General features: G+C 72.8%; 27 protein-coding genes. 11 read left to right on the top strand and 16 right to left on the bottom strand.

What is annotated here, in order from left to right; genetic code table 11:
* Window positions 1–53 precede the first annotated feature (53 nt).
* The 3 genes from ABZ497_RS04435 to ABZ497_RS04425 all read right to left on the bottom strand — a co-directional run bounded on the left by ABZ497_RS04435 (window position 54) and on the right by ABZ497_RS04425 (window position 2,277).
* Entirely contained in the window at window positions 54–1,016 is a 963-nt protein-coding gene (locus tag ABZ497_RS04435) for a threonine/serine dehydratase (RefSeq protein WP_329488231.1), read from the bottom strand.
* Window positions 1,017–1,020: 4 nt separating this feature from the next.
* A complete protein-coding gene (locus ABZ497_RS04430; protein WP_329488232.1) occupies window positions 1,021–1,482 on the bottom strand; it encodes an Lrp/AsnC family transcriptional regulator in 462 nt (153 codons plus the stop codon).
* A 141-nt stretch (window positions 1,483–1,623) separates the two neighbouring features.
* Entirely contained in the window at window positions 1,624–2,277 is a 654-nt protein-coding gene (locus tag ABZ497_RS04425) for a UbiX family flavin prenyltransferase (RefSeq protein WP_352286264.1), read from the bottom strand.
* Between the two features lie 67 nt (window positions 2,278–2,344).
* Here ABZ497_RS04425 and ABZ497_RS04420 point away from each other — a divergent pair, with 67 nt between their 5' ends.
* Together ABZ497_RS04420 and ABZ497_RS04415 are read left to right on the top strand one after the other, a co-directional pair.
* Window positions 2,345–3,088, top strand: a complete 744-nt coding sequence (locus tag ABZ497_RS04420) for a cyclase family protein (RefSeq protein ID WP_359803344.1) — start codon at window positions 2,345–2,347, stop codon at window positions 3,086–3,088.
* Between the two features lie 57 nt (window positions 3,089–3,145).
* Window positions 3,146–3,856: an MOSC N-terminal beta barrel domain-containing protein gene (locus tag ABZ497_RS04415; protein WP_359803343.1), complete on the top strand. Its 711-nt coding sequence runs from the start codon at window positions 3,146–3,148 to the stop codon at window positions 3,854–3,856.
* A gap of 15 nt (window positions 3,857–3,871) precedes the next feature.
* On the opposite strand, the gene ABZ497_RS04410 is transcribed toward ABZ497_RS04415, so the two are convergent.
* Entirely contained in the window at window positions 3,872–4,264 is a 393-nt protein-coding gene (locus tag ABZ497_RS04410; protein WP_352286258.1) for a VOC family protein, read from the bottom strand.
* 171 nt (window positions 4,265–4,435) lie between these two features.
* Between ABZ497_RS04410 and gcvH the strand changes: the two genes are divergently transcribed.
* Window positions 4,436–4,834, top strand: a complete 399-nt coding sequence (gcvH, locus tag ABZ497_RS04405; protein WP_359803342.1) for a glycine cleavage system protein GcvH — start codon at window positions 4,436–4,438, stop codon at window positions 4,832–4,834.
* 31 nt (window positions 4,835–4,865) lie between these two features.
* Here gcvH and ABZ497_RS04400 read toward each other — a convergent pair whose 3' ends face one another.
* Window positions 4,866–5,753 carry a hypothetical protein gene (locus ABZ497_RS04400; protein ID WP_359803340.1) on the bottom strand — a complete coding sequence of 296 codons (888 nt, stop codon included), beginning with the start codon at window positions 5,751–5,753 and terminating at the stop codon, window positions 4,866–4,868.
* Between the two features lie 116 nt (window positions 5,754–5,869).
* Between ABZ497_RS04400 and ABZ497_RS04395 the strand changes: the two genes are divergently transcribed.
* On the top strand, window positions 5,870–6,364 hold the full coding sequence (locus tag ABZ497_RS04395; RefSeq protein ID WP_359803339.1) for a GNAT family N-acetyltransferase: 495 nt from the start codon (window positions 5,870–5,872) through the stop codon (window positions 6,362–6,364).
* Window positions 6,365–6,374: 10 nt separating this feature from the next.
* Here ABZ497_RS04395 and ABZ497_RS04390 read toward each other — a convergent pair whose 3' ends face one another.
* Complete coding sequence (locus tag ABZ497_RS04390) at window positions 6,375–6,995, bottom strand: DJ-1/PfpI family protein (protein WP_359803338.1); 621 nt, start codon at window positions 6,993–6,995, stop codon at window positions 6,375–6,377.
* Between the two features lie 283 nt (window positions 6,996–7,278).
* Between ABZ497_RS04390 and ABZ497_RS04385 the strand changes: the two genes are divergently transcribed.
* Entirely contained in the window at window positions 7,279–7,491 is a 213-nt protein-coding gene (locus ABZ497_RS04385) for a DUF4287 domain-containing protein (RefSeq protein ID WP_359803336.1), read from the top strand.
* A gap of 57 nt (window positions 7,492–7,548) precedes the next feature.
* Here the strand turns inward: ABZ497_RS04385 and mqnP are convergent, their stop codons facing one another.
* The gene (gene mqnP, locus ABZ497_RS04380) at window positions 7,549–8,457 is read right to left on the bottom strand and encodes a menaquinone biosynthesis prenyltransferase MqnP (RefSeq protein ID WP_359803661.1); all 909 of its coding nucleotides are present in this window, start codon (window positions 8,455–8,457) and stop codon (window positions 7,549–7,551) included.
* Window positions 8,454–9,905, bottom strand: a complete 1,452-nt coding sequence (locus tag ABZ497_RS04375) for a menaquinone biosynthesis decarboxylase (RefSeq protein WP_329488243.1) — start codon at window positions 9,903–9,905, stop codon at window positions 8,454–8,456. The genes mqnP and ABZ497_RS04375 overlap by 4 nt, the downstream gene beginning before the upstream one ends.
* A 113-nt stretch (window positions 9,906–10,018) precedes the next feature.
* Between ABZ497_RS04375 and ABZ497_RS04370 the strand changes: the two genes are divergently transcribed.
* The 4 genes from ABZ497_RS04370 (at window position 10,019) to ABZ497_RS04355 (ending at window position 13,591) form a co-directional block, all read left to right on the top strand.
* Window positions 10,019–10,414, top strand: a complete 396-nt coding sequence (locus tag ABZ497_RS04370; protein ID WP_359803335.1) for a PLD nuclease N-terminal domain-containing protein — start codon at window positions 10,019–10,021, stop codon at window positions 10,412–10,414.
* Between the two features lie 441 nt (window positions 10,415–10,855).
* Window positions 10,856–12,457 carry an acyl-CoA carboxylase subunit beta gene (locus ABZ497_RS04365; RefSeq protein ID WP_329488246.1) on the top strand — a complete coding sequence of 534 codons (1,602 nt, stop codon included), beginning with the start codon at window positions 10,856–10,858 and terminating at the stop codon, window positions 12,455–12,457.
* A 60-nt stretch (window positions 12,458–12,517) separates the two neighbouring features.
* On the top strand, window positions 12,518–12,730 hold the full coding sequence (locus ABZ497_RS04360) for an acyl-CoA carboxylase epsilon subunit (RefSeq protein ID WP_329488248.1): 213 nt from the start codon (window positions 12,518–12,520) through the stop codon (window positions 12,728–12,730).
* Window positions 12,731–12,967: 237 nt separating this feature from the next.
* Window positions 12,968–13,591, top strand: a complete 624-nt coding sequence (locus ABZ497_RS04355; protein ID WP_329488249.1) for a ScbR family autoregulator-binding transcription factor — start codon at window positions 12,968–12,970, stop codon at window positions 13,589–13,591.
* Window positions 13,592–13,621: 30 nt separating this feature from the next.
* On the opposite strand, the gene ABZ497_RS04350 is transcribed toward ABZ497_RS04355, so the two are convergent.
* Window positions 13,622–14,227 (bottom strand): ScbR family autoregulator-binding transcription factor, encoded by a 606-nt coding sequence (locus ABZ497_RS04350; RefSeq protein ID WP_329488250.1) that lies wholly within the window; start codon window positions 14,225–14,227, stop codon window positions 13,622–13,624.
* Window positions 14,228–14,576: 349 nt separating this feature from the next.
* Here ABZ497_RS04350 and ABZ497_RS04345 point away from each other — a divergent pair, with 349 nt between their 5' ends.
* Entirely contained in the window at window positions 14,577–15,629 is a 1,053-nt protein-coding gene (locus ABZ497_RS04345) for a ScbA/BarX family gamma-butyrolactone biosynthesis protein (protein ID WP_359803331.1), read from the top strand.
* A 54-nt stretch (window positions 15,630–15,683) separates the two neighbouring features.
* On the opposite strand, the gene ABZ497_RS04340 is transcribed toward ABZ497_RS04345, so the two are convergent.
* The 7 genes from ABZ497_RS04340 to hemL form a co-directional block, all read right to left on the bottom strand.
* Window positions 15,684–16,088: a hypothetical protein gene (locus tag ABZ497_RS04340; RefSeq protein WP_329488253.1), complete on the bottom strand. Its 405-nt coding sequence runs from the start codon at window positions 16,086–16,088 to the stop codon at window positions 15,684–15,686.
* Window positions 16,089–16,211: 123 nt separating this feature from the next.
* Complete coding sequence (gene ccsB / locus ABZ497_RS04335) at window positions 16,212–17,345, bottom strand: c-type cytochrome biogenesis protein CcsB (RefSeq protein ID WP_329488254.1); 1,134 nt, start codon at window positions 17,343–17,345, stop codon at window positions 16,212–16,214.
* A gap of 3 nt (window positions 17,346–17,348) precedes the next feature.
* A complete protein-coding gene (locus ABZ497_RS04330; RefSeq protein WP_359803329.1) occupies window positions 17,349–19,148 on the bottom strand; it encodes a cytochrome c biogenesis protein ResB in 1,800 nt (599 codons plus the stop codon).
* Between the two features lie 2 nt (window positions 19,149–19,150).
* On the bottom strand, window positions 19,151–19,924 hold the full coding sequence (locus ABZ497_RS04325) for a cytochrome c biogenesis protein CcdA (protein WP_329488256.1): 774 nt from the start codon (window positions 19,922–19,924) through the stop codon (window positions 19,151–19,153).
* Window positions 19,921–20,529 carry a TlpA disulfide reductase family protein gene (locus ABZ497_RS04320; RefSeq protein WP_359803327.1) on the bottom strand — a complete coding sequence of 203 codons (609 nt, stop codon included), beginning with the start codon at window positions 20,527–20,529 and terminating at the stop codon, window positions 19,921–19,923. Before ABZ497_RS04320 ends, ABZ497_RS04325 begins: the two co-directional genes overlap by 4 nt.
* Window positions 20,530–20,639: 110 nt before the next feature.
* Window positions 20,640–21,287 carry a histidine phosphatase family protein gene (locus ABZ497_RS04315; protein WP_329492147.1) on the bottom strand — a complete coding sequence of 216 codons (648 nt, stop codon included), beginning with the start codon at window positions 21,285–21,287 and terminating at the stop codon, window positions 20,640–20,642.
* 62 nt (window positions 21,288–21,349) lie between these two features.
* A complete protein-coding gene (gene hemL, locus ABZ497_RS04310) occupies window positions 21,350–22,681 on the bottom strand; it encodes a glutamate-1-semialdehyde 2,1-aminomutase (protein WP_352286241.1) in 1,332 nt (443 codons plus the stop codon).
* A gap of 431 nt (window positions 22,682–23,112) precedes the next feature.
* Here hemL and ABZ497_RS04305 point away from each other — a divergent pair, with 431 nt between their 5' ends.
* Window positions 23,113–23,601, top strand: coding sequence for a hypothetical protein (locus tag ABZ497_RS04305; protein WP_218198242.1), 489 nt, complete (start codon window positions 23,113–23,115; stop codon window positions 23,599–23,601).
* Window positions 23,602–23,703 lie beyond the last annotated feature (102 nt).

Below are 23,703 nucleotides of genomic sequence, written 5' to 3'. Positions count from 1 at the left end.
CGCCTCCTCCGACTTCGAATCGTTGCCGGACCGAGCGTACGCCTATGCCGGCGTCACGCCGCGAGCAGCTCCGCGAGCAGCGCCGGATCGATGTTCCCACCGCTGACCACGGCGGCCACCGCGCGGCCACCGATCTCGCCCGCGCGGTGGAAGTACGCCGCCGGGGCGACCGCGCCGGAGGGCTCCGCGACCAGCCGGCCGCGCCGGGCCAGCACGGCCACCGTGGCGCGGATCTCGTCCTCGGTGACGGTGACGATGTCGTCCACGTACGCGGTGAGGTGCTGGAACGGCAGCTCGCCGACGGAGGGGGTGCGCAGCCCGTCCGCGATGGTCCGGTAGGTGTCGGCGACCGGCCAGGCCAGCCGCTCGCCGGCCCGCAGGCTGGCCTGGGCGTCGGCGGCCAGCTCGGGCTCGACGCCGACCACCCGGATGCCCGGGCGGGTGAGCTTGAGGGCGGCCGCGACGCCGGAGATCAGGCCGCCGCCGCTGACCGGCACCAGCACGGTGTCCAGCTCGGCCGGGGCATCCTCGGCGATCTCCAGGCCGACCGTGCCCTGGCCCGCGATGATGTACGGGTCGTCGTAGGGCGGCACCCAGACGTAGCCGTGCCGCTCGGCCAGCTCGCCGGGCACGGTGTCCCGCTCCTCCGGCGAGACCAGCAGCACCTCGGCGCCGAACGAGCGGGTGCCCTCGACCTTGACCGCCGGCGAGGTGTCCGGCATCACGATCACGGCCTTGATGCCGAGCAGCCCGGCCGCGTACGCCACCGCCTGGGCGTGGTTGCCGCTGGACTGGGCGACCACACCGCGGGCCCGCTCCTCGTCGTCGAGCGCGGCGAGGCGGTTGTAGGCACCGCGGGTCTTGAAGGCGCCGGTCGGCTGGAGGTTCTCCGGCTTGAGCCAGAGCCGGCGCTCGCCGTCGCCCGCCCAGGGGGCGGGGACCAGCGGGGTGCGGACCGCCACCCCGGCGATCCGCTGCCGAGCCGCGCGCAGCTCCTCCAGACCGACCAGTGCCATCGTGTTACTCGCCTTCGACCATCGGGAGTTCGCTCACCCGGTTCTCCCACTTCGTGGAGAGTACGACGGTCGTACGGGTCCGGGCCACGCCTTTCGTGCCGGAGATCCGCTTGACCACCGATTCCAGGCCCTCCACGTCGGAGACCCGGACCTTGAGCATGTACGAGTCGTCACCGGCGATGAACCAGCAGTCCTCGACCTCGCCGAGGTCCTTCAGCCGGAACGCGACGTCCTCGTGGTCGGCCGCGTCGGTGAGCTGAAGGCCGATCAGGGCCGTGACGCCGAAGCCGAGCGACGCCGGATTGACCGTCGCGCGGTAGCCGGTGATGACCCCCGCCTGCTCCAGACGGTTGATCCGGTCCGTGACGCTCGGGCCGGAGAGGCCCACCAGTCGGCCCAGCTCGGCGTAGGACGCGCGGCCGTTCTCCCGGAGCGCCTGGATGAGCTGTCTGTCCACCGTGTCCATATACCGTCCGCGTCCTTCCGAACCTCACCAGACCCACAGATCATTATCCGGATTCAAAGGCGCCGTGCGCGGAACAACCCGGATATCGCAGAGAACATACTCTCCTGCCCCGGGGCCGCCCACTCCCCCCGGGACCGGCCTTCACCCGCCCTGGCCTGCCGGGCGGGCGGCCGCGCCCAACTCGCCCTCCCAGCGCCGGTACAGCGTGTGCGGGACGCCGACGGCGTCCAGGACCCGGCCGGCCACGAAATCGACCAGTTCGCGGACGGTGGAGCCGCCGGCGTAGAAACCGGGCGAGGCGGGGAGCACGACGGCGCCCTGCGCGTCCAGCTCGACCAGGTGCTTCAGGGTCACCCCGTTGAGCGGCGCCTCCCGGACGCAGACCACCAGCGGCCGGCGCTCCTTGAGGGTGACGCTGGCGGCCCGCTGGAGCAGGTCCTTGCTCAGGCCGAGCGCGATCCCGGCCACCGCGCCGGTGGTCGCGGGGACGACCAGCATGCCCTTGGCCGGGTAGGAGCCGCTGGACGGCCCGGCCGCGAAGTCCCCGGACGACCAGTACCGGACGTCGTCGAGGCCCTCGTCGCCGCCCAGCCAGGCCGCGAGGTCGGCGCGCCAGTGCGCGTCCCGGAAGGAGATCCCGGTCTCGTCCAGGATGGTCAGCCGGGCGGCCCGGCTGACCACGAGGTCCACCGGCTCCCCGGCGGCGAGCAGAGCCCGGATCACCGAGGCGGCGTACGGCGTACCGGAGGCGCCCGAGACCCCGACCACCCATGGCTGACGCGTTTCTGTTCCCATGGCCCCTTTCTATACGGCGGCCCCCGGGGCGGGCCCATCCGCGTTCACCCCTGCGAGGATGGGCGCCATGGCAGCGACCCTCGTCGACCTCACCCATCAGGTGACCACCGCGATGCCGGTCTACCCCGGCGATCCGGCCGTCGTCCTGACGCCCGTGCTCACCACCGCCACCGCCGGGGTGAACGTGCTGGCCGTGCACCTCGGCTCGCAGTCCGGCACCCATGTGGACGCGCCGTACCACGTGGACGTCACCTGGCCCACCCTGGACGGGCTCCCGCTGGAGCGGTTCACCGGGCCCGCCGTCGTCGCCGACCTGCGGGGGCTGGAGCCGCGGGCCGAGGTGACGCCGGAGCAGCTCGCCCCGGCGCTGGAGCGGGCGGGCGAAGGCACCGTGCTGCTGCTGGCCACCGGCTGGGCCCGGCACTGGGGCACCGACGCCTACCTGGCCCATCCCTGCCTGAGCGCGGCGGCGGCCGAGGCGATCGTCGCCGCCGGGGTGCGGACGGTGGGGGTGGACGCGCTCAGCGTCGACCCCACCCCCGACCCGGGCCCGGGCGACCCGGCGGTCGCCGCGCTGCTGGCCGACCTGACCGACGAGCACGACCAACCCGCCGCCCCGGAGCCCACGCTGGCCGCGCACCGGGTGCTGCTCGGGGCCTCCGGCGGGGGCGTGATCGCCGAGAACCTGACCGATCTGCGGGCACTGCTGGACGCCCAGCAGGCCGGCCGGCCGGTGGAGGTGTCGCTGTTCCCGCTGCGTCTGGTGGCCGCCGACGGCGCGCCCGTCCGGGCGGTGGCGCGACTGGGCTGACGCTCGTCGGCACTTGGTCTAGACCATCCCCGGCGGGCGCCGCTACGCTTGCGCGCCATGGCAGAGATCATCGGAGTGATCGAGCAGCTCTGGCGCTACCCCGTGAAGTCCACCGGCGGCGAGCGGCTCGACTCCGTCGAGCTGGACGAGCGCGGCCTGGCCGGCGACCGCCTCTACGCGGTGCGCGACGGCGCCGGGAAGCTGGGCTCCGGCAAGAACACCCGGCGCTTCCGCCGGATGGACGGCCTGCTGCGGCTCTCCTCCCGGCTCGGCCGCCGGCTCGACGGCCCCGAGCTGTTCGACCCGTTGGGCCGGCCGGTCGCCGATTCCACCGCCTTCCTGCGCGCCTACCTCCAGCGCCCGGACGTCGCGCTCGCCCGCGAGGACGCCGTCTCGCACTTCGACCAGCTGCCGGTCAGCGTGCTCACCACCGCGACCCTGGACTGGGTCTGCGGGGCCGCGCCCTCCGTCGTCGTGGACGTGCGGCGGTTCCGGCCCAACATCCTGCTGCGGACACCGCCCGGCACCCCGCCGTTCGTCGAGGACGGCTGGTTCGGCCGCGAGGGCGGCGCCGGCACCGGTGCCCGGCTCTCCTTCGTCCGGGCCAGCGAGCGCTGCGCCATGACCACCGTCGCCCAGCCCGGCCTGCCGCACGCCCCGGAGATCCTCAAGGCCATCGTCCAGGCCCACGACGGCCGGCTGGACGCCCTCGCCGAGGTGGTGGCTCCCGGGCGCCTGAGCGTCGGTGACGAACTGTCGCTCGGCTGAGTCCGGCCGCTCCCGTCAGGCCCGCGGGCCACTCCCGGAGGCGGCCGGGAGCAGGCAGAACGGGTGGCCGGCGGGATCGGCGTAGATCCTCCAACCGCCGGCGTCTCCCAGTCGGGTGGCACCGAGGGCGAGGACCTCCCGCTCGGCCCGGTCGAGGTCCGGCACGTCGATGTCCAGGTGCGCCTGCTGCGGGTGGGCCGGGTCGGGCCAGCGCGGCGGCCGGTGGTCGGCCACGCCCTGGAAGCAGAGCACCGGGCCGCCCCCGACGTGCAGGGTCGACCACGCGCCGTCCAGCGACCACCGGGGGTCCGGCCGGTCCACCTCGCCGCCGAGCAGGGCCGCGTAGAACCGGGCCAGCACGGCCGGCTCCGGGCAGTCGAGGACGATGCACTGCAGTGTGCCGATCACGGCGCTCCCTGGTGACGGACGGGTGGTTCGCCGCCATTGTCCTCCGCGGGCCGGAGGATGGGACTCACTCCTGCGAGTGAACGTCCCGGCCGGGCCCCGGGGTCTGTAGCAGGCTCGTCCGCGTGGCTGGCGCACCGTCAGCCACCCGGCGACGAACCCTCGGAGAGCCCCATGACGAACATCCCGACCGACCGGAAGTACTCCAGGGACCACGAGTGGGTGCGGTCCCTGGACAACGGCCGGCTGCGGATCGGCATCACGGACCATGCCCAGAGGCAGCTCGGCGACATCGTCTTCGTCGAACTGCCCAAGCAGGGCGACGTGTTCGAGGGCGGCGAGCCGTTCGGCAGCGTGGAGTCCGTGAAGTCGGTGAGCGAGCTCTACATGGCGCTGGGCGGCACGGTGAGCGTCGTGAACGAGGAACTGAACGACTCCCCCGAGCTGCTCAACGAGGACCCGTACGAGGAGGGCTGGATCATCGAGGTCACCCCGGCGGCGGGCAGCGGCCCGGAGGGCCTGCTGACCGCGGCCGAGTACCAGGACTACATCACGTCCGAGACGGCCGAGTAGCCGCCGTCCGGCCCCGGGGCACGGCGGCGGGCTACCCGGCCGGCCGCCGGCTCTCGGCGGCCACCGCGTCGACCAGGCGTGCCAGCCCCTGCGGGGCGCTCCGCAGGAACAGGTTCGGCTCGATCAGCTCCAGTTCCATCACCACCGGCTCGCGGGCGTCGTTCAGCGCCAGGTCCACCCGCGCGAACAGCAGGGCGTCCGGGGCCGGGACGGCCGCCAACGCCGCTCGGGCGGTGCGCAGTTCCGCCTCGGTCGGCAGGTACGGGGTGACGCCGGGGTGGGGCATCCGGTCATTGTCGATCACCCCGGGCTCGGTCAGCACGGGCCCCTTGCGGATCGCGTGGCTGAAGGCTCCCGCGATGAAGACCAGCGCGCGCTCCCCCTCCTCGACCAGCGGCAGGTACGGCTGCACCATCACCGTCCGCCCCCGCTCCAGCAGCATCCGGGCGTGGCGGAGCGCGTCGGCGGCCCGGCCGGGCTCGTAGCGGGCGGTGTCCTGCGCCCCGGCCGAGACGGCGGGCTTGACCACCACCCCCGGGGCCAGGTCGAAGTCCGCCTCGTCGCAGCGGTCGCCGGGGGCGACGAACCGCGTCGGCACGGCCGGGACGCCGCGCTCGGCGAGCACCGACAGATAGCGCTTGTCGCTGTTCCAGCGCACCACCGGGGCCGGGTTGCGCAGCCGGGTGACGCGGGCCGTCGTGTCGGCCCAGGCCAGGAACTCGTCGAGGCGTTCCGCGTAGTCCCAGGTCGACCGGACCACCGCCAGGTCGAACTCCCCCCACCCCGGGGCGGCCGCGTCCCAGGGCACCGCCTCGGCCGTCAGGCCGCCCGCCCGCAAGGCGTCCACGATCAGGGGCAGGTCGGCGTCGTACTCCGCGGCGGCGGTGGCGGTGACGACCGCGATCCTGGCAGTACCCATGCGTGCTCTCCCGTCCGACCGGTCGACGATCTTCCGAGTCCAGGGAGCGGCGAGGCGGCGGTCCGCGAGCCGGCCTACGGGCGGACGCCCGGTCGACGCCCCCCTACTCTCGGGGCATGACGACGAGACTGGAGCGACTGCGGGCCGACCACGCGCCGGCCCTGCTGGCCTTCGAACGGGAGAACCGGGAGTACTTCGCCCGCTCCGTCCCCGACCGCGGGGACGACTACTTCGCGGCGTTCGCCGACCGGCACCGCGCGCTGCTCGCCGAACAGGACACCGGGGCCTGCCACTTCCACCTCCTGGTCGACGAGCGCGGCGAGCTGCTCGGCCGGGTCAACCTGGTGGACGTGGCGGCCGGGAGCGCCGAACTCGGCTACCGGATCGGCGAGCGGGCCGCCGGCCGGGGCGCGGCGACGGCGGGCGTCGAGGAGGTGTGCCGCCTGGCCGCCGCCGAATACGGCCTGACCGGACTCACCGCCGTCACCACGATCGACAACCCGGCGTCGAGGGCGGTGCTGCGGCGGACCGGGTTCACCGTGACCGGGGAGACCGTCGTCGACAGCCGCCCCGGTCTGCGCTACCGGCGCGGCCTCGACGCCCCACGGTAGCGGCGGCTCCTCAGCCGAGCGTGCGGGTGCGCTCCAGGACGGCGGCCGGGGCCTTGGCCACCGAGCCGGTGTCGAACGGGGGTCGCGGGTCGTACTCGGTGTACAGCTGGATGGCCTGGGCGGTGAGGTCGTCGGTGAGCAGGGCGGCGAGCCGCAGGGCCATGTCGATGCCGGCGGAGACCCCGGCCGAGGTGATGATCCGGTCGTGGCGGACGACCCGCTCGGCGGTGTAGGTGGCGCCATGGGCCTCCAGCTCGGCGACCGCCGCCCAGTGGGTGGTGGCGGTGAGGCCCTTGAGCAGCCCGGCCGCGCCGAGCACCAGCGCGCCGGTACAGACCGAGGTGGTGAACCCGCTCTCCCCGTGCACCGCACGGACCCAGTCCAGGAAGTCCTCGTCGGCGACCAGCGCCCGGGCCCCGGCGCCGCCGGGGACGAGCAGCACGTCGCAGGACCCGATCTCCGAGTACCGGGTGGGGACGTCGACCGTCAGCGCCCCCAGCGCATCGGTGACCCGCCCCGGCTCGGGCGCGACGAAGCGCACCTCGGCGCCCGGGACATGGCCGAGGATCTCGTACGGCCCGATCGCGTCGAGCGGCTCGAAACGGTCGAAGAGCGGGATCACGATGTCCATGGGCGCAGCGTAACGGCGGCCCCGCCCGGGCCGGTCGGCCGCGCGGCCGGGTTCACGGGATGGAGTGATCGCGCGGCTGCGGGGGAATACCGGGGGCCGTCAGCGCAGCGCGTCGAACCCGGCCCCGATGGCGGCCCGGAGGCCGTCCTGCGCCGGGCCGAGCGCATACCGGGCGCCCCTGTGACGCGGGTCACTCCGGCGGACCGATGAGTTCGGCGGTCCGCTCCGGTCCAACTCTCGGAAACACCGCGAAGGCGACCGAACACCCCGACAGGAGACTCCCGTGACCGCGTCCGTGAAGGGCCCCGCCAGCTACTTCCCGTCGATCGAGAAGACGTACGGCCGGCCGGTCGCGCACTGGCAGGAGCTGATCCGCTCCTCGCCGCTGACCAGGCACGGCGAACTGGTCGGCTGGCTCAAGTCCGAGCACGGTCTGGGCCACGGCCACGCCAACGCCCTGGTGAAGCACACCCTCGACGAGGACGCCGGCCGGTAGGACGGGCCGGGCCCGGCCGGGGCGTCCGGGTCCCGGCCGGGCACGAGCGGATCCGGGTCAGGTCCCCAGACCGCGCAGGAGCAGGTCCACCAGGGCGAAGAAGAACAGCGAGATGCCGACGAAGCCGTTGGTCTGGAAGAACGCCCGGTTCAGCTTCGACAGGTCGTGGGGCTTCACGATGGTGTGCTCGTAGACGAACGCCCCGGCCACCACGAGCAGGCCGACCCAGAACGCCGGACCGGCGTCGGTCAGCACGGCGTACCAGCCGAGCAGCAGCGTGGTCAGCACGTGGCAGGCGCGGGCGCCGCGGATCGCCGCCGGGACGCCGAAGCGCGCCGGTACCGAACGCACGCCCCCCGACCGGTCGGAGGCGACGTCCTGGCAGGCGTAGATCAGGTCGAAGCCGCCGATCCAGATGCCCACCGCCACGCCGAGCACGACCGCGTCCCAGGACCAGGAGCCGGTGACGGCGAGCCAGGCGCCGACCGGGCCCATCGCCTGGGCCAGGCCGAGGATCGCCTGCGGGAAGTCGGTGAACCGCTTGCCGTACGGGTAGACCACCATCGGCACGACGGCGACCGGCGCCAGCGCCAGGCAGAGCGGGTTGAGCAGCGCGACGGCGCCGAGGAAGACCACCAGCGCGACCGCCGAGCCGATGTACGCCGTCTTCACCGACACCGCGCCGGTGACCAGTTCGCGCCCGGCGGTGCGCGGGTTGCGGGCGTCGATCTCGCGGTCGATGATCCGGTTGGCGGCCATCGCGAAGGTCCGCAGACCGACCATGCAGACCGTGACGATGAACAGTTCGGCCCAGTGCACCCGCTCGTCGGCGAGGAACATGGCCGTCAGCGCGGCGATGTAGGCGAAGGGCAGGGCGAAGACCGAGTGCTCGATCATCACCAGCCGCAGGAACGCCTTGACCTTGCCGGGCGGGACGTCGGGGAGGGCGGCGGCGGTACCCATCAGAGCCCGTACTCCTTCCAGCGGCGGTCCACCAGGGCGGCGGTGGCCGGGTCGGAGGAGACCATCTCCGGCCAGCCGCCGTCGCGCGTGTAGCCCTCCTCGGGCAGCTTCCGGGTCGCGTCGATACCGGCCTTGCCGCCCCAGAACTGCTGGTAGGAGGCGTGGTCGAGGTGGTCGACCGGGCCCTCCACGACGGTGAGGTCCCGGCTGTAGTCGACGTTGCCGAAGGCCCGCCAGGCGACTTCCTGGTAGTCGTGCACGTCGCAGTCGGAGTCCACCACGATGATCAGCTTGGTCAGCGACATCATGTGGGCGCCCCAGATGGCGTGCATCGTCTTCTGGGCGTGCTTGGGGTACTTCTTGTCGATCGAGACGATCACGCAGTTGTGGAAGCCGCCGGCCTCGGGCAGGTCGTAGTCGACGATGTCCGGAATGATGATCTTCAGCAGCGGCAGGAAGAACCGCTCGGTGAACTTGCCCAGCGGGCCGTCCTCGGTCGGCGGCCGGCCGACCACGATGGACTGCAGGATCGGCCGGCGGCGCATCGTCACGCAGTCGATCGTCAGCGCCGGGAAGGGCTCCTGCGGCGTGTAGAAGCCGGTGTGGTCGCCGAACGGACCCTCGGGCAGCATCTCGCCGGGCTCCAGCCAGCCCTCCAGCACCACCTCGGCGTCGGCCGGGACCTGCAGCGGGACGGTCTTGCAGTCGACCATCCGCACCCGCTCCCCCGCCACGAAGCCGGCGAACAGGTACTCGTCGATGTCACCGGGCAGCGGCGCGGTGGCGGCGTAGGTGACGGCCGGCGGGCAGCCGAAGGCGATCGCGACCGGCAGCCGCTCGCCGCGCTTCGCGGCCACCGCGTAGTGGTTGCGGCTGTCCTTGTGGATCTGCCAGTGCATGCCGATGGTCCGCCGGTCGTGCCGCTGGAGCCGGTAGAGGCCCAGGTTGCGCACGCCGCTGTCCGGGTCCTTGGTGTGGGTCAGGCCCAGGTTGAAGAAGGAGCCGCCGTCCAGCGGCCAGGTGAACAGGGCCGGCAGGGCGTCCAGGTCGACGTCGTCGCCGGTGAGCACGACCTCCTGGACCGGGGCGTCCTTGACGTTCTTCGGCGGCACGTGGGCCATCGAGGCGAGCTTGCCGAAGGCGTCCCGGAAGCCGGTGAAGCCCTGCGGCAGCTCCGGCTTGAGCAGCCCCGCGATCTTCTCGGCGATGTCCTCGGGCCCCTTGAGGCCGAGCGACTTGGCGAGCCGGGCCTCGGTGCCGAAGACGTTCATCGCCAGTGGCATCGACGAGCCCTTGACGTTCTCGAACAGCAGGGCCGGGCCCTTGGCCTTCTGAACCCGGTCGACGATCTCGCCGATCTCCAGATGGGGGTCCACCTCGGCCTTGATGCGCTTGAGATCGCCCTCGCGGTCGAGGGCCCGCAGAAACGAGCGGAGATCGTCGTATGCCATGCCAGCCAGTATCCGCCACCCGATAGCCTGGCTCGGTCAAGGGCCCCCGTGAAGCCGTCCACCGCTTCCGGGCCGCCCGCCGCAAACCGCCGTCGCCGGGGGAGATCGCCGCCGTGCTGAGGATCCTGACCTTCGTACTCCCGCTCGCCCTCTGGGTGTGGGCGTTCATCGACTGCCTGACCACGCCCGAGGACGAGGTGAAGCACCTGCCCAAGGTGGTCTGGGTGATCATCGTGCTGCTCTTCCCGCTGGTCGGCTCGATCGCCTGGCTGGTGGCCGGCAAGCGGCGCGGCGCGGCGGTGGCCGGCGGCCCCGGCGGCTCCCCGGAGTACGAGCGCCCGCGCGGCGGCCGGCCGCTCGCGCCGGACGACGACCCCGAGTTCCTCGCCTCGTTGAAGAAGGACGACAAGAAGCACGAGGACATGCTCAAGCAGTGGGAGGCCGATCTGCGCCGCCGCGAGGAGGAGCTGCGCGGCAAGGACGAGCCGGAGGACGGCCGGAAGAGCTGACCCGGCTACCCCGGACAGCCCAGCCGGACCGGTTCCGGGTGGGCTGCGGTGTTTTTGGCGCATCCCTACGAGTGGCGGACGCCCCGACCCGCTGCGCCGCGCCGGCCGCGACCGCCCGGCGGCCGTCGCCGGCCGTCCGCGGCGTGCCCCGCCCGGCCCCTCGGCGCACGCCCCTGACCTGCACGTTCCCTCATGTTCAGATCATCTTCCGGAAGCCGTGACGACGGCTTCGGGTAATCGAACGGACACCTACCGTACGCAGTCCCACCGACCGGTTTCTGTGCAGCCCTGACATCTAAACGGACCCGACCTTGTACGGAATCGACGCCGAAACCAGCGTGCGGCCCCTCGTACAGTCATAAGTGAAGAAAGTGATTCGCAGCCGGGGGCACAGCAGACGTTGGCTGTCGGACAGTTCCCTCACCCTTGGAGTGGTTCGAGATGACGGTTGTGCATGAGGCGCCGGTCGGCGACGAGATCCCCGAGATCGCGGCCGACGCCCACGGGCGGGTCGCCGAGCTGCACGAACTGCGCGACCAGGTCCGCCGCGGCCCGAGCGAGAAGGCCACCGAGGCCCAGCACGCCAAGGGCAAGCTGACCGCACGCGAGCGCATCGAGCTGCTGCTCGACGAGGGCTCGTTCCGCGAGGTGGAGCCGCTGCGCCGGCACCGCGCCCAGGGCTTCGGCCTGGAGGCCAAGAAGCCGCACACCGACGGCGTGGTCGTCGGCTGGGGCACCGTGCACGGGCGGACCGTCTTCACCTACGCCCACGACTTCCGGATCTTCGGCGGCGCCCTGGGCGAGGCCCACGCGCAGAAGATCCACAAGATCATGGACATGGCCATCGCCGCCGGTGCCCCGCTGGTCTCGCTGAACGACGGCGCCGGCGCCCGGATCCAGGAGGGCGTCACCGCCCTGGCCGGCTACGGCGGCATCTTCCAGCGCAACACCCGGGCCTCCGGGGTCATCCCGCAGATCTCGGTGATGCTCGGCCCGTGCGCCGGCGGCGCCGCGTACTCCCCGGCCCTGACCGACTTCATCTTCATGGTCCGCGAGACCTCGCAGATGTTCATCACCGGCCCGGACGTGGTCCAGGCGGTGACCGGCGAGAAGATCACCCAGAACGGCCTCGGCGGCGCCGACGTCCACTCCGCGGTCTCCGGCGTCTCGCACTTCGCGTACGACGACGAGCAGTCCTGCATCGAGGAGGTCCGCTACCTCCTCTCGCTGCTGCCGCAGAACAACCGCGAGATGCCGCCGACGGTCGTCAGCGACGACCCGGTGGACCGCCGCAACGACGTGCTGCTCGACCTGGTGCCGGCCGACGGCAACCGCCCGTACGACATGCGCAAGGTGATCGAGGAGATCGTCGACCACGGCGAGTACCTGGAGGTCCACGAGCGCTGGGCCACCAACGTGCTCTGCGTGCTCGCCCGGATCGACGGCCACGTCACCGGCATCATCGCCAACCAGCCGCAGTCGCTGGCCGGCGTGCTGGACATCAACGCGAGCGAGAAGGCCGCGCGCTTCGTCCAGATGTGCGACGCCTTCAACATCCCGCTGGTCACCATGCTCGACGTGCCCGGCTTCCTGCCCGGCGTCGACCAGGAGCACGACGGCATCATCCGGCACGGCGCCAAGCTCCTCTACGCCTACTGCAACGCCACCGTGCCGCGCATCCAGCTCATCCTGCGCAAGGCCTACGGCGGCGCGTACATCGTGATGGACTCCCGCTCGATCGGCGCGGACCTCTCGTTCGCCTGGCCGACCAACGAGATCGCCGTCATGGGCGCCGAGGGCGCCGCCAACGTGATCTTCCGCCGGGACATCAACGGCGCCGAGGACCCCGAGGCGATGCGGGCGCAGAAGATCAAGGAATACAAGAACGAACTGATGCACCCGTACTACGCGGCCGAGCGCGGCCTCGTGGACGACGTCATCGACCCGGCCGAGACCCGCCAGGTCCTGGCCTCCTCGCTGGCCATGCTGCGGACGAAGCACGCGGACCTGCCGTCCCGCAAGCACGGCAACCCGCCGATGTAGCACCGCGGTTACCACGCCACCGACCACACACCACACTTGCGCCGGGGGAGAAACCGAATCATGACCGCTTCCGCCGAACCTCTCGTCCGTATCGTCCGCGGCTCCCTCGACGACGAGGAACTCGCCGCCCTGACCGCCGTCCTGCTGGCCCGCGCCGCGGCCGCCCAGCAGGCCGCGGCCGCCGCCGCCCCGATCGAGCCGATCGCCAGCTGGCAGCGCCTGGAGCGCCGCCCGGCGTACTACTCGCCGGTCAGCTGGCAGCAGGCCGCCTGACGGCCCGACACGCCCGCCCGACGGCCGGCCACCCTCCCCGGGTGGCCGGCCGTCGGCGTACCGGGGCCCCGCTCACCGGGCGTCCCGGCCCGGACGGACCCGTCCCGGCCCCGGACGGTCCCGGTCGGGCCCGGGGCGGCTCGGTAGAATACCTACTGGACGGTATGTGATCTCCGCGCCGTCGCGGCCCTAGGATCAGCCGCTGCCGGAGCGTGCGAACTACCCAGGGAGGCTGCGATGGCCAGGCAGGCCCGGGCACTGGCGACCCGCCAGGCGGTGCTCCTCGCCGCGGCCGAAGTCTTCGACGAACGCGGCTACGCCGCGGCCACCATGGCGGACATCCTGGAGCGGGCCGGCGTCACCAAGGGGGCGCTGTACTTCCACTTCCACTCCAAGGAGGAGCTGGCGCTGGCCGTGATCGAGGGCCAGGCCGACTGGCTCGCCACCTGGCGGCCGACCTCCGACAGCCCGGTGCAGACCCTGATCGACCTGGGGTACGCCTTCGCCCACGCCCTGCTGGACGATCCGCTGGTGCGCGGCAGCATCAGGCTGACGATCGAGCACGGCAGCTTCACCCAGCCGCAGATCGAGGCCTACCAGGGCTGGTCGGACGCGGCACGCGCGCTGCTGGAGCAGGCCCGGGAGGCCGGCGACCTGCACCCGGGCCTGGACGTCGCGGCGGCGGCCGGGGTGATCACCGGGGCGGTGACCGGGATCCAGCTGAGCTCCCAGGTGCTGGCCGGCCGCCGGGACCTCCTCCAGCGGATGACCGACCTCTGGACGCTGCTGCTGCCGGGCCTGGTCCAGCCGCACGCACTCGCCCGGCTCAGCGTGGCCGAGCGGGGCGCGGGCGGCGGCTGATCCGGCGGCCGCCGATCGCGGGGTGCGGCGCTACGGCGCGCAGGTCCGGTAGGCGGCGCAGCGGTCCCCCGGGACCAGCGCGGGCAGCGCCGCTCCCCACAGGCTCCGCACCGCCTCCGGGCGGAGCCGGTCGGCGTCCTCGGGGGCGAGCAGCACCAGCCCCGCCGCCAGGGTGGTGAGCAGTTCGGCGGCCGGGCGCGGATCCAGCCCCGGGCGCAGCTCGCCGGCCGCCGCCGCGCGCTCCAGCAGCCGCCGGACCACGGCGGTGAGGCTGTGCCAGGCGTCCGAGCCGCCCCGGGCGCCCTGGCCGAGCTGGACTCCGGCCCGGACCACGACGTCCTCGCGGAGCAGCCGGGCCAGTTCGTGCGTGAAGTCGATCAAGCCCTGGAGGGCCGGTCCGCCACCGCGCAGGGCGCGGAGCGCGGCCGAGCCGATCTCGCGCCCGGCCGCGGCCCGGACGCCGTCGGCGAGTGCCTGCTTGGAGACGAAGTGGAAGTAGAGCGCGCCCTTGCTGACGCCCGCCCGGCGGCTGATGTCGATCAGGCTGGCGGACTCGAACCCCGCGTCCGCGAAGGTGACCGCCGCGGCGAGCAGGACGGCCTGCCTGGTCCGACCCGCGCGTTCCTGCTTGACCACTCGGCCCCTCCGGCCTCGGCGCCGGCGAGATCGCGGCTCGCCCGGCTGCTCTCAGGGCGTCGTCGTCGACGGTGCGACGCCTCGCATGCGGACGGGCCATCCCAAACCGCATGGTTGGTATCTAATCTAGCCCCTCGCTCGACGCCGCCGTCCAGGGGGGAGCGGCGCCCGTCCGGGTCGCGGACTTCTCCCCTCGGCACGTTCCCGCAGTCCAGCCCGCGGGTACCGTGATCACGCGGAGTGCTCGGCAACGACGACCCCGCCAGTAGTGCGCAAACCGGGTGGTCTGTATGTTTTACCGAGGCCGTCTGCGCGGCCGGTCGGCCGAGACCCGGGAGTGGGGCCAGTCATGCCATTGATCGTAGATCCGGACGCCGGCATCCCCTATGCCCACCCCGGTCCCGGCTACGACTTCCACGAGCGGACCGTCTCCCGGCACCTGGTCCACCGCTCCTGCGTCTCCGACGTCCTCATCACGGGTTGGCAGTCGGCCGGCCCCTACGACTTCCTGCTGGGCGCCCAATGGCCGCGGCTGCACGGCTTCTACCGGCTGCCGGACGACCGGTACCACGATCCGCTGCTGATGGCCGAGACCGTCCGCCAGGCCGGTCTGCTGATCGGCCACGTCGGCTTCGGCGTGCCGCGCGGCCACCACTTCACGCTGGACGAACTCTGCTTCACGCTCGGCCCGGCCGGGCTGGACGGGCTCGCCGTGGGCGCCGGACCGGCCTCGCTGATGCTCAAGGTCGGCTGCCAGGACGTCCGGATGCGGCACGGCCGACCGGCCTCGCTGCGGGTGCACGTCGAGGTCGAGCGGGACGGCCGTCCGGTCGGCCACGGCTCCGGAGAGCTACGAGTGCACTCCCCCGCCGCCTACGCCCGGCTGCGCGGTCCGGGGCCCCGGCCGGTGCCTCCCCGGCTGTCCGGCGCGCCCCCGATGCGGGCCGCGGCGCTGTCCGCGCCGACCGCGCCCGAACTCGTCGGCCGCGAGCGGTCCGCCGACGTGGTGCTCGGCGCGTCCCCCGCGCCGGACAGCTGGCTGCTGCGGGTGGACCCCGGCCACCCGGTGCTGTTCGACCCGGCGGCAGACCACGTCCCCGGGATGCTGGTGCTGGAGGCCGCCCGGCAGGCCGCCCAGCGGCTGCGGCACCCCGAGCCGGTGGTACCGGTCGAGCTGCTGTCCTCGTTCGACCGCTTCATCGAGCTGGACCGGCCCTGCCTGGTGCGGGCCGTCCGGGAGAGCGGCGCGGACGGCCGGCGGGTACCGGTCCGGGTCCAGCTGGTCCAGGACGGCCGGACGGCGGCCGAGTGCCGGCTGCTGACCGAGCCGGCCCGGCAGGAGGCCCGGGACACCCGCCCCGCCGGCTCCGGACGCGCGAGGGGCCTGCCGCTCGCCAGCTGACCCCGGACCGGTGTCCGGGGCCGGCGGGCGACCGGCAGGCCCTCGTCCGCACCCTCAGGCGGCCACCAGCGCCGCGGGGCGGCCGGCGTGCATCACGCTGAGGTTGGCGGCCAGCCTGGTCGGGTCCTGGGCCAGCCAGAGCCGCAGCGCGGCGCCCAGCATGGCGCTGGCCGAGCCGATCCGCACCTGCGTCACCTGGGCGATCCGGGCCGCCCCCGGCACCAGCAGATCGGCCAGCGGCGTCGGCAGCCAGACGGTCAGCGCGCACGGCGCGGGGGCCGTCAGGGCGCCCAGCAGCCGGTAGGCGTCCGCCTGCGAGCTGAGCGTCGGAATGATGTCCAGCAGGCCGTCGGCCACGACCTCGGACACGTCGCTGCGGTGCCCCTGGGCGAGTCTGCGGAGCAGCGTGCGCTCGGCGGCGGTGATTCGGACGGTCAGCATGACCTCGTCGCACTCCATTGCGCGATTTCCTCCTCGGTTCCTCCCCGTGCCGGACCGGGTGGCCGGCACGAACTACCCCTGTCGCACCACGGCCCGGCTTCCTTGGTCGGAGCGCCGGGCCGGTGGGTGGTGCAGCCCCGGTCAGAGCCCCGCGTACGAGTGCTTGCCGGTGACGAAGATGTTCACGCCGTAGTAGTTGAACAGGTAGCAGGCGAAGGCCAGCACCGCGAGGTACGCGGCCTTGCGGCCCCGCCAGCCCGCCGTGGCGCGGGCGTGCAGGTAGCAGGCGTAGGCGACCCAGGTGATGAACGACCAGGTCTCCTTGGGGTCCCACTCCCAGTACTTGCCCCAGGCGGCCTCGGCCCAGATCGCGCCCGCGATGATGGTGAAGGTCCAGAGCGGGAAGACCAGGGCGTTGATCCGGTAGGACAGCTTGTCGAGCGTGGAGGCGGCGGGCAGCCGGCGCCAGATCGACGGCGAGGTGCCGAGCGGGCCCTTGGCCAGGCCGGCCGCCATCCGCTTGTCGAAGGAGTCCTTGCCGAGGTACAGCAGGGTCGCGATGAACGCCGCGTACAGGGCGCCGCCGCAGATGATCGCGGTGGAGACGTGGATCGCCAGCCAGTACGAGTGGAGCGCCGGGACGAGCTGCTCGGACTCGGTGTACAGCACCGAGACGGCGATGCCGAGGGTCAGCAGCACCGCCAGGGTGACCGGCAGGCCGAGCCAGCGGACCGGCTTCTTCGTCAGCAGCAGGCCGAGGAAGGCCACCGTCATGGCGAGCGCGAAGGCGCAGGAGAACTCGTACATGTTGCCCCACGGCCAGCGTGAGACCGAGAGGCCGCGGGTGACCACGCCGCCCGCGTGCAGCATGGCGCCGAGCACCGTGAGCGAGATCGCGATCCGGCCCGACAGGTCGGCCTTCTCGCTGGTGCCGGCCGCGCCCGGGCCGTCGACCTCGCCGTCGCCGCGCCCGCTGGTGACCACCGTCGCGCCCTCGCCCGCCAGCGCGGTGCGGGTGAGCGTGGTGGTGCCGCCGCCGGCCGAGGCGACCGTGACGGTCACCTTCTTGCCGCTCCCGGCCGCGGGCGCGGCCTCGGCGACGGTCTCGGCCAGGCCCGCCTGCGCGGACGAACGGACGGCGACGGCTCCCTTGGAACCGAACGTCCACTCGAACATGTAGGCGAACATGGCGATCAGGTAGACGGCCATGGCCGAGTAGATCAGCTTGTTGGACAGGTCGGCCAGCTGTGGGTCGACCGCCGAGGCGAGATGCACCGTCTACTCCTTGGAGTTCTGGTCGGCAGGGACTGCGGGGTCTGCGGGTGCCGAGGGCTCGGGGGCCGCTGCGGCCCCGTCGGGCTCGGCGGGTTGATCGGGCTCGGCGGCCCCGGCGGGTTCATCCGGCCGGTGGGGACCGGTCGCGCCGGAGTCCGGCTCGTCGGCCGCCGGAGCGTCGTCCTGGAGGTCGACCGCCAGCTCGGCAAGCTCCTCGGCGGTCTTCGCCGACTCGCTGCGGCCCAGCCCGGCCAGCTCGACCAGGGTGCCGCCACCGGGCAGCGCCACCGCGCGCACCCAGATCCGCCGGCGCTGCACGAAGAGCGAGCCGATCAGGCCGAGGATCGCCAGCACGCCGCCGGTCAGGGCGATCGCGTTGCCCGGGCGGTGCGAGACGTTGAAGCTGGCCCACTGCTTGTAGCCCTCGAAGGTGACGCTTCCGTAGCCGTCCGGCAGGTCCCACGCCTGGCCCGGCTTCAGCCGGACCTTGGCGATCTTGCCGTCCTGCTGCAGCTGCGTCAGGTTCTTGGTGTTGAGCTGGTAGACGTTCTGCGGCAGGCCGGAGTCGGTGCCGAGGTCGCCCGCGAAGGCGTTCAGCACCAGCGCCGGGTCGGCGTCGCCGGGGAAGAGCGAGCGCGGACCGGTGTTGGCGTCGAAGGCCACCGGGGCGGTCGGCAGGAAGAAGCCGGAGAAGCCCATCTGGGTCCGCTTGCCGTCCTTCTCGCCGTAGTCGGAGACCTTGATGACGCCGGTGGAGGTCAGGTTGGGGTCCTGCGGCAGGAACGGCGTCGCACCGGTGTAGACCACCGTTCCGGCGGCGTTGCGCACGGTGACCACCGGGGCGTAGCCGTGGCCGATCAGGTAGACCTTGCTGCCGCCGATCTCCAGCGGGTGGTTGACCTCGATCGAGCCCTGCTTCAGCTTCGACGCGTCGCTGCCGGAGTAGTACTCGACGTTCGCGGTGAACTCCCGGGCGGCGCCGATCTGGTCGCCCTTGGTCTGGAAGCGCGAGGTGAAGTCGTTGAGCTTCAGGTAGAACGGGTCGAGGTCCTGGGAGCCGTAGAACCGCGAGCCGGTGAAGTCGTCGAGCTGGGTGATCGTGTTGGAGTAGCCCTCGCCGGCGACCATCAGCTTGCCGCCGGTGCCGCTGGCCAGGCTCGCCCAGGCGAAGCCGCCGAGCAGCGCGAACAGCGACAGGTGGAAGACCAGGTTGCCGACCTCGCGCAGGTAGCCCTTCTCGGCGGCCACCGCGCCGCCGGCCAGGTTCGCCCGGAACCGGCGGCGCCGCAGCAGCCGGTGCGCGGCGGCGTTCACCTCCCGGGGGTCAGCCTCGGTGCGCCAGGCCGCGTAGACCGGCATCCGGGTCAGGTTGCGCGGCGCGGCCGGCGGCTGGGCGCGCAGCACGCCGACGAACTGCCAGGTGCGCGGGACGATGCAGCCGGCCAGCGAGACGAACAGCAGGATGTAGATCGCCGAGAACCAGACCGAGCTGTAGACGTCGAACAGCTGGAGCTTCTGGTAGATCGGCGCGACCGTGGTGTGCCGGGCCTTCCAGGTCTCGACCTTGAACTCGTTCTGGCCGCTCTGCGGGATCAGCGAGCCCGGGATGGCGGCCAGCGAGAGCAGGAAGAGCAGGATCAGCGCGACCCGCATCGAGGTCAGCTGGCGCCACATCCAGCGCAGCCAGCCGAACGCCCCTATCCCACCGGGGCCGTCCGACTCGACCGGGGCGCTGGTCAGCCGCTCGGCCGCGTCCTCGACCGCCTGGGGGGGCAGCTCGGTATCGGTCGTGGTCTTGCTCACGGTCAGATTCCGATCTGGAAGTCGGCGGTCCAGGACTGCAGTTCGTTCACCATCGAGTCCCAGACCCCGGTGACGAGCAGCAGACCGACCGCGACGAGCATGCCGCCGCCGATCCGCATGACGAGCGGGTAGTGCCGCTTGACCCAGCCGAAGGCGCCCAGGGCCCGGCGGAAGGCCACCGCGGCCACGACGAACGGTACGCCCAGGCCCAGGCAGTAGGCCGTCATCAGCAGCGCGGCGCGGCCGGCGTCGGCCTCGTTGAGCGCCAGGTTCTGGACGGCGGCCAGGGTCGGGCCGAGGCAGGGCGTCCAGCCGACGCCGAAGACCACGCCCAGCATCGGCGCGCCGAGCAGGCCGACCGCCGGGCGGCGGTGCGAGCGCACCTCGCGCATGCTCAGCCCGGGCACCAGGCCCATGAAGGCGAGGCCCATCACGATGGTCAGTGCGCCGAACACGATCGAGATGACCCGCCGGTGCTCCTGGAGGGTCGAGCCGAAGAAGCCGAACAGCGCGCCGGTGGAGACGAAGACGGCGGTGAAGCCGAGGATGAACAGCAGCACCCCGAGCAGCATCCGGCCGCGCCGGGCCCCGCGCGCGTCGGCGAGGTCGGCGGCCGAGAAGCCGGTGACGTAGGAGAGGTAGCCGGGCACCAGCGGCAGCACGCACGGCGAGAAGAACGACGCCAGACCGGCCACCAGCGCGATCGGCGCGGCCACCAGCAGCGCCCCGCTCTGGATGGTCCCGGTGGTGTCGGCGAGTTGGGCCGCGGCACTCACTGCTGCTGCTCCGCGAGGACCGGCTGGAGCATCGACTCCAGGCCGTCGTCCAGCTGGCCGCCGACGGCCCGCACGGCGAGCCTGCCCTCCCGGTCGACCACGATGGTGGTCGGCACGGACTGCGGGTTGAGGCTGCCCTTGGGGAACTTCAGCAGCTGCGTCCCGGCCGGGTCGTAGAGGCTCGGGTAGGTGACGCCCCGCTCCTGCTCGAAGCGGACGGCGTTGGTGATCTCCGGGTCCCGGGTGTTGATGCCGAGGAACTGGACGCCCTGGTCCCTGTACTTGTCCCAGATCCGCTGGAGGTCGTCCGCCTCGGCCCGGCAGGGCCCGCACCAGGAGCCCCAGACGTTGAGGACGACGACCTTGCCCCGGTAGTCCGAGAGCTTGACCGGGGTGCCCTCCAGGGTGGTGCCGGAGAGGTCCGGCGCGTCCTGGCGGTGCCCCACCGCGGCCTTGGAGATGTTGCTGCCCTTGGCCGAGACGAAGCCGATCTGGCCGTCACCGCTGGCCGACGAACCTGAGGAGCTGCAGCCGCTGAGGGCGAGCGCGGCAGCGGCGGCGGTGGCGGCGGCCGCTGCGGCGACACGGGGACGGGGGCGCGTCATGCCAGACATGTGAAAAGTTTCGCATGGAGTTGCGGGCAGGTTCGGGGGGGTCCGACATTCCGTGTCGAACCCCCTCTGACCTGCGGCTGGGCCAGACCACCCGACGGCGGTCAGGCGCCGAAGCTCTTACCCACCGGCTTGCTCTTCCCGCCCTTGCCGACCAGGTGCGCGGGCAGCAGGTCGCGGGCCGGCTCGCGGTAGCCGACCGACACGATCCGGTCGCCCTCGTAGGTGAAGCTGGTCAGCGAGGCCAGCGAGCACTGGCGGTTGCGCGGGTCGTGCCAGAGCCGGCGGCGCTCCACGAAGGAACGCACGATCCAGATCGGCAGCTGGTGGCTGACGCAGACCGCCTCGTGGCCGCGCGCGGCGTCCCGGGCGGCGGCCAGCGCGCCCATCATCCGCACCGCCTGCTCCAGGTACGGCTCGCCCCAGGACGGCTTGAACGGGTTGGTCAGGTACTTCCAGTAGCCCGGGTTCTTCAGCGAGCCGTCGCCGACCCCGAAGGTCTTGCCCTGGAAGATGTTGTCGGCCTCGATCAGCCGCTCGTCGACCGCGAGGTCCAGGCCGTGCGACTTGGCGATCGGCTCGGCGGTCTCCTGCGCCCGCTCCAGCGGGGACGCCACCACGTGGGTGATGTCCCGGCCGGCCAGGTCCTCGGCGACCCGGTCGGCCATCTGCCGGCCCAGCTCGGACAGCCGGTAGCCGGGCAGGCGGCCGTACAGGACGCCCTCCGGGTTGTGCACCTCGCCGTGTCGCATCAGGTGGACGACGGTGGTGTCGTTGGTGCTCACTTCTCAGTACTCCTGGTGGTCGGCCGCGGCTACGCGGGCTGGGCCTCGGCGGCCGCGCGGGCGGCGGCCGGCAGTGCGGCGGCGATCCGCTCGATCGCCCGCTCGTCGTGGGACGCCGAGACGAACCAGGACTCGAAGGCGGACGGCGGGAGGTAGACGCCCTCGGCGAGCATCGCGTGGAAGAAGGCGTTGAAGCGGAACGCCTCCTGGGTCCTCGCCTCGTCGTAGTTGGTCACCGCGGCCTCGGTGAAGAACACCGAGAACATGTTCCCGGCGGTCTGCAGCCGGTGCGCCACACCCTCCTTGGCCAGCGCGCCGGAGACCATCGCCGACAGCTCGGCGGCCACCCGGTCCACCGTGGCGTACACCTCGTCGGTGCAGCCGCGCAGCTGGGCCAGGCCCGCCGCGGTGGCGATCGGGTTCCCGGAGAGGGTACCGGCCTGGTAGACCGGACCGGCCGGGGCCAGGTGGCCCATGACGTCCGCGCGGCCGCCGAAGGCCGCCGCCGGGAAGCCGCCGCCCATCACCTTGCCGAAGGTGAGGAGGTCCGGCGCCCAGCCCTCGTGCGCCGCCTCCAGGCCGTACCAGCCCGCCTTGGAGACGCGGAAGCCCGTCATCACCTCGTCCGAGATGAACAGCGCGCCGTTCTCCCGGCAGAGCCGGGCCAGACCGCCGTTGAAGCCGGGCAGCGGCGGGACGACGCCCATGTTGCCGGGCGAGGCCTCGGTGATCACGCAGGCGATCTCGCCCGGGTGCGCCCGGAAGGCCTGCTCGACCGCGGCCAGGTCGTTGTACGGCAGCACGATGGTGTCGCCGGCCTGGGCGCCGGTGACGCCCGGGGTGTCCGGCAGGCCGAAGGTCGCGACGCCGGACCCGGCGGCGGCCAGCAGCGCGTCCACGTGACCGTGGTAGCAGCCGGCGAACTTCACGATCTTGGCCCGGCCGGTGAAGCCGCGGGCCAGCCGGATCGCGGACATGGTCGCCTCGGTGCCCGAGGAGACCAGCCGGACCTGCTCGACCGGGGCGATCCGGGCGACGATCTCCTCCGCCAGCTCGACCTCGCCCTGGCCGGGCGTGCCGAAGGAGGTGCCGTGCGCGACGGCCCGCTGCACGGCGTCGATCACCGCGGGGTGCGCGTGGCCGAGGATCATCGGGCCCCACGAGCACACCAGGTCGACGTACTCGCGGCCGTCCGCGTCGGTGAGGTAGGGGCCGCTGCCGGACACCATGAAGCGGGGCGTACCGCCGACCGCGCGGAAGGCGCGCACCGGGGAGTTCACGCCGCCGGGCGTGACGACCGAGGCGCGGTCGAAGAGCGACTGGGACTGGGGGGCTTCGTAGGGGTAGCTCACGGGAGACATGGTCTCAAATCGTGTCCTTCACCTCTGCATGTCGGACCTCATCATCTGGAACGATGATCCGGGTGACGAAGTCTGTACGGTTATCCGTACAACGGGGGTCCTGGCGACCCCGGCTGCACGGACCAGTCAGACTGTGTACTCCGGGCGTGCGCAAGCTCCGGTGTTTCAGGGGTGTGAAGAGGACTGCCGCGTGCCATGACTGGGTACGGCGGCGCATGACGGGTAAGGAGCACGACCGGTGGGACGCCGGACGTGCGGGGGTCTGTCGATTCCGGCGAATTCCGGTGAGGATGGTCCGAGTGTCCGAGGCGCAGGACGGCTACGACGAGGCCGCGGGTGGCCCCCGCCGCCCCGCCGAGGCCGCACGCGGGGGTACGGGAGCGGGTACGGGGCGTGGCGGTCGCGGTGGCGAGAGGCGGGGTGAGGGACGCGTGGGGGTGACGTACAAGTACTTCGGCGCACCCGACCGCGCCACCGCCGCCAGAGTCCCCACCGCGCTCGGCCCCGGAGGGCTCGGCCTGGACGCGGGCGAGCTCGGCTCGCTGGGGCGGCTCGGCGACCTGATGGAGACCAGCGGCTCGCCCAACGGGCACCTCTCCACCAAGATCAAGCCGGAGACCATGAGCGCCATGGTCCTCACCGGCATCCAGGGCGTGCCGCTGCACCAGGTGCCGCCGCTGGAGCTGGTCGTGCTGCACCCCGACTACGCGGTGGTGCAGCTCCCGCAGAACGTCGTCGAACCGCTGCGCAAGGCCGACGAGACCGAACTCGGCGCCGCCGCGTTCATCTGGTCCACCGTGCCCGACCGCCGCGGCCCCCGGGACGCCTTCGTGATCTACAGCATGCTGCACGAGTGGCAGGACTTCGCCAACCGGCTGCACGACGCCGGCCACCAGCTGTACTGCCTGGTCTGGCCGTAACCTCCCGCCGCCCGCACGCGCGTCCGCCCCGGAGCGGGTGCTCCGGGGCCCGCGGCCGCCTCGCTCCGGGCGGTGCGGGCCGAGGCCGAGCGGGAGAACGCC

It is taken from the genome of Kitasatospora sp. NPDC005751, from assembly GCF_040630835.1.
Classification (GTDB): Bacteria; Actinomycetota; Actinomycetes; order Streptomycetales; family Streptomycetaceae; genus Kitasatospora.
This window is presented reverse-complemented; position numbering and strand designations above follow the sequence as displayed.

Excerpts from the sequence above, each read along its gene's own strand:
- ABZ497_RS04435 (WP_329488231.1), bottom strand. The coding sequence starts at position 1,016 with ATGGCACTGGTCGGTCTGGAGGAGCTGCGCGCGGCTCGGCAGCGGATC.
- ABZ497_RS04430 (WP_329488232.1), bottom strand. The coding sequence starts at position 1,482 with ATGGACACGGTGGACAGACAGCTCATCCAGGCGCTCCGGGAGAACGGC.
- ABZ497_RS04425 (WP_352286264.1), bottom strand. The coding sequence starts at position 2,277 with ATGGGAACAGAAACGCGTCAGCCATGGGTGGTCGGGGTCTCGGGCGCC.
- ABZ497_RS04420 (WP_359803344.1), top strand. The coding sequence starts at position 2,345 with ATGGCAGCGACCCTCGTCGACCTCACCCATCAGGTGACCACCGCGATG.
- ABZ497_RS04415 (WP_359803343.1), top strand. The coding sequence starts at position 3,146 with ATGGCAGAGATCATCGGAGTGATCGAGCAGCTCTGGCGCTACCCCGTG.
- gcvH (WP_359803342.1), top strand. The coding sequence starts at position 4,436 with ATGACGAACATCCCGACCGACCGGAAGTACTCCAGGGACCACGAGTGG.
- ABZ497_RS04400 (WP_359803340.1), bottom strand. The coding sequence starts at position 5,753 with ATGGGTACTGCCAGGATCGCGGTCGTCACCGCCACCGCCGCCGCGGAG.
- ABZ497_RS04395 (WP_359803339.1), top strand. The coding sequence starts at position 5,870 with ATGACGACGAGACTGGAGCGACTGCGGGCCGACCACGCGCCGGCCCTG.
- ABZ497_RS04390 (WP_359803338.1), bottom strand. The coding sequence starts at position 6,995 with ATGGACATCGTGATCCCGCTCTTCGACCGTTTCGAGCCGCTCGACGCG.
- ABZ497_RS04375 (WP_329488243.1), bottom strand. The coding sequence starts at position 9,905 with ATGGCATACGACGATCTCCGCTCGTTTCTGCGGGCCCTCGACCGCGAG.
- ABZ497_RS04365 (WP_329488246.1), top strand. The coding sequence starts at position 10,856 with ATGACGGTTGTGCATGAGGCGCCGGTCGGCGACGAGATCCCCGAGATC.
- ABZ497_RS04360 (WP_329488248.1), top strand. The coding sequence starts at position 12,518 with ATGACCGCTTCCGCCGAACCTCTCGTCCGTATCGTCCGCGGCTCCCTC.
- ABZ497_RS04355 (WP_329488249.1), top strand. The coding sequence starts at position 12,968 with ATGGCCAGGCAGGCCCGGGCACTGGCGACCCGCCAGGCGGTGCTCCTC.
- ABZ497_RS04345 (WP_359803331.1), top strand. The coding sequence starts at position 14,577 with ATGCCATTGATCGTAGATCCGGACGCCGGCATCCCCTATGCCCACCCC.
- ABZ497_RS04340 (WP_329488253.1), bottom strand. The coding sequence starts at position 16,088 with ATGGAGTGCGACGAGGTCATGCTGACCGTCCGAATCACCGCCGCCGAG.
- ABZ497_RS04320 (WP_359803327.1), bottom strand. The coding sequence starts at position 20,529 with ATGACGCGCCCCCGTCCCCGTGTCGCCGCAGCGGCCGCCGCCACCGCC.
- ABZ497_RS04315 (WP_329492147.1), bottom strand. The coding sequence starts at position 21,287 with ATGCGACACGGCGAGGTGCACAACCCGGAGGGCGTCCTGTACGGCCGC.
- hemL (WP_352286241.1), bottom strand. The coding sequence starts at position 22,681 with ATGTCTCCCGTGAGCTACCCCTACGAAGCCCCCCAGTCCCAGTCGCTC.